The organism is Nonomuraea sp. NPDC049784, from assembly GCF_040659615.1.
Lineage (GTDB): Bacteria > Actinomycetota > Actinomycetes > Streptosporangiales > Streptosporangiaceae > Nonomuraea.
Genome location: NZ_JBFAMX010000912.1, coordinates 1 through 3,004 on the forward strand (window position 1 = coordinate 1; position 3,004 = coordinate 3,004).

Genomic DNA, 3,004 nt, shown 5'->3' on the forward strand with positions numbered 1-3,004 from the left:
GGCAGCGGCGTGACGGCCGGCGCGCCGATCCTGGTCTGCCGGCCCTGCTGCGCGGCGGCGATCTCCGGCGCCAGGTTGGGGATCGGCGACTCCTGCCACTTCCAGAAGCGCGTCACGTCGAGTTTCTCGGCCGAGTTGAACTCACCCAGGACCGCCTCCGTGAACACCCCTCCGGTGGGCAGGGGCACCAGCGCCACCTGCGGCACGGCGGCCTTGGTCTCGCGCCTCTTCCACGCCTGCCAATCTTTGTCGGCCTCGTAGGTGAACGGGAAGGCGACGTAGTTGCCCGCCACCGTGACGGGCACGGGATCGATCCACTCGACCACGCGGACCTTGACGTCGCCCACCTCGCACTCGTACGGCGCGAGCTGCATGATGAGCGACTGCCGGTCGGCCCGCATCCATATGCTCTGGCTGTAGTGGAGCTGGTCGGCCATCAGCCTGGCGGAGACATCGGCCACGTTGACCGGCGGGTGCCCCTGGAGCACGGTCATCTCGGTGGCCTGGCTGCGCGAGGCCACGAAGGCCGCGTCCAGCCACAGGGTGCGGCCGCGCAGCTCGACGCGGAGCCACAGCCGGACGAGGTCGTGGTCCGACGGGCTGGTGTCCTTGGCGGCGACGAGCGAGGCCTGCAGGGTGCGCAGCCGGTCGAGCGGCACCCCGTCGCCGATGCCCGGCTGAGTCGCCGCGGCCGAGGCGCGGTCGTCCGAGCCGGTCAGGTACGTCGTGGCGCCGTCCACGAACTGCAGGGTGACCTTCGAGATCTGTGTGCCCTCCCAGGCGACGCCGCGCAGGATCGCCTCCCTGTCGAACTCGTACCAGCGGTGCCCGGCCCGGTCGAAGCTTTCCAGCCGGCGGGAGCGGACGGCCGCCTCGCTCTCGGAGCGCAGCGCGTCACGCAGCGCACGGATGCGCGTCTGGAGCTGCTGCACCCGCAGGCGTTTCTCGACGGCGCGCGCCAGGGCCAGCGCCGGGACCGCCGCCTCCTTGTCCTCCGTCGTGGGCTGCACGGCCGTGCCTGCCTGGTCGCGTACCAGGTCGAGGGCCGCGGTGGCGAAGCGGTCGAAGGGGAACTCCAGCGCGGTCGTGTGCCGGAGCCGCGTCAGCAGGTCGCGGGTCTCCCGGTCGAGCGCGGCCTCGGCCAGGATGCCGAGATAGCGCCGCACGATCGACTCGTCGCGGAAGTTCACCAGCCGCATGGGGATGAACACGCATCGCTCGATGCCGTCCAGCCGGGTCCTGGTCTCCCACGTCTGGACCACCTCGTAGTACTGCACCGACATCGCGTGCATGTGGTTGTTGTTGATGATCATGCGCGTGTTGATCGACTCGCTGTCGCCCTCGCTGACCTCGGTCACGATGGCCGCGCGTTTCGTGCGCGACAGCGCCGAGTTCTGCTGGGTGCGGGCGTTGATGCTCTGCAGCGCGCTCGCGCTCATCGACCGGTTGCCGAACGAGGTCGAGTACGTCGCCGCGGTCCCCGCGGTGAAGCCGCCGGAGGCCTGGCCGCCGAGCAGCCCCAGCAGCCCCGGCGTGGCCGCGCTGGTCGTGACCGAGGCGGAACCGGCCACCGAGTCACCGCTCTGGAACTCGTGCGCGACCGCCCGGGTGACCTCGGAGATGACGGTCGAGTTGCTGAGCGCGTTCGACAGCTGCTCGGCCTGCGCCTCCTCCTCTTCGGTCTGCGCGGCCACACGCCGCAGCCAGTCCACCACCGTGAGCCGGGTGCTCTCCCCCGGTGCGAGCGGCAGGCTGTGCAGGAGCTGGCCCAAAGCCACGGCCTTCGGCGACCACGTCTGCGTGAAGTGCAGGATCGCACCGAAGGCGACGTCGTTGAAGCCGGTCTGCGACAGCGAGGTGACGTCGATCAGGCCGCCGTCCCAGACGTGCTCGCGCGAGGGCTTGCTCTCGATGAGCACGGTTCCGGTGTAGCGGACCTGGTGGGTGGCGAACTCACCCGAGCGGGCGATCAGATCGTCCGGCTCCTCCCGGTCGTACCCGGCGGCCTTCTCCGGCGCCAGCGCCTGCGTGAGGAGCTTGACGGAGGCCAGGTACGGCGGCCACTGCGCCAGGTCGCGCACCGACGTGACCGCCATGGTGTCCTGCAGGGACTTGGCGAGGGCCGGGGAGACGGCGACGAGGGTCTCGGCGGGCTGCCCGGGCAGCCCGGCCAGGTTGTCGTCGGGGCTCAGCGGCACGATGAGGTCGGACGGCGGGCGAGCGTGCCGTCCGAGGACCGAGTGGGGATCGGCCGCGGCCTCCACCACCCGCGCGGCATCACGGAACGCTCCAGAGAGGGCGAGATCGTAGACGGTGCGTACGGGGATCGTGTCGAGCGTGGCCTGGGCGGCGTCGGAGACGCCGAGCAGCACGCTGGGAGGGGACTGCAGGACCTCTCGGAGCTCCAGGTGAGCGAACTCCGTCTTCACATGGACGGTGTACGTCATCGCAGGTCGCATTCGTGGAGTGACTGCCAACGCTCCCATATCGCGGCCGTCGAGCCGGTCGTTTCCCGGATCGCGTGTCCGAGACCGGCCAATCTCGCGCGGGCTCCGATCAGCCGGGGCGGCCGGGCGGGACGAGGTCGCCGAGGGAGACGGCCAGCCAGAGCTGGAGCCGGTGGCCGGGGTCGGTCAGGGGGCGGCCGGAGACGCGCTCGGCGACGGCCAGGCGGCGGCGGAGCGTGTTGCGGTGCACGCCCAGCCGGCGCGCGGCCGTCTCCAGGTTCGAGCCCGCCTCCAGGTACGCCCGGACCGTGTCGACCAGGTCGCCGCCGTGCCTCGCCTCGTACTCGCGTAGCGGGCGGAGCACGGCGGCGGAGAAGCGATGCGCCGCGTCGGGTACGAACGCGTCCCTGAGCAGCGCCGACGTCTCCAGGTCGTCGACGTGGGCGTAGCCGACGCCGCGGGCGGCCAGCGCGGCGGCGTGCCGCACCGCCGAGGGGAGCTCGTCCAGGCCGAGCGCCCGGCAACCGCCGCCCGGCACGCCCAGCCGCGCAGAACGG

At 71.9% G+C, this 3,004-nt stretch carries 2 protein-coding genes; both read right to left on the reverse strand.

Going from position 1 to position 3,004, the window contains the following annotated elements; all coding sequences use genetic code 11:
- Positions 1–2,447: hypothetical protein (locus AB0J09_RS60865; protein WP_360713080.1), on the reverse strand; the 2,447-nt coding region annotated here is incomplete at its 3' end.
- A 109-nt stretch (positions 2,448–2,556) separates the two neighbouring features.
- On the reverse strand, positions 2,557–3,004 hold a 448-nt coding region (locus AB0J09_RS60870; RefSeq protein WP_360713082.1), incomplete at its 5' end, for a helix-turn-helix domain-containing protein.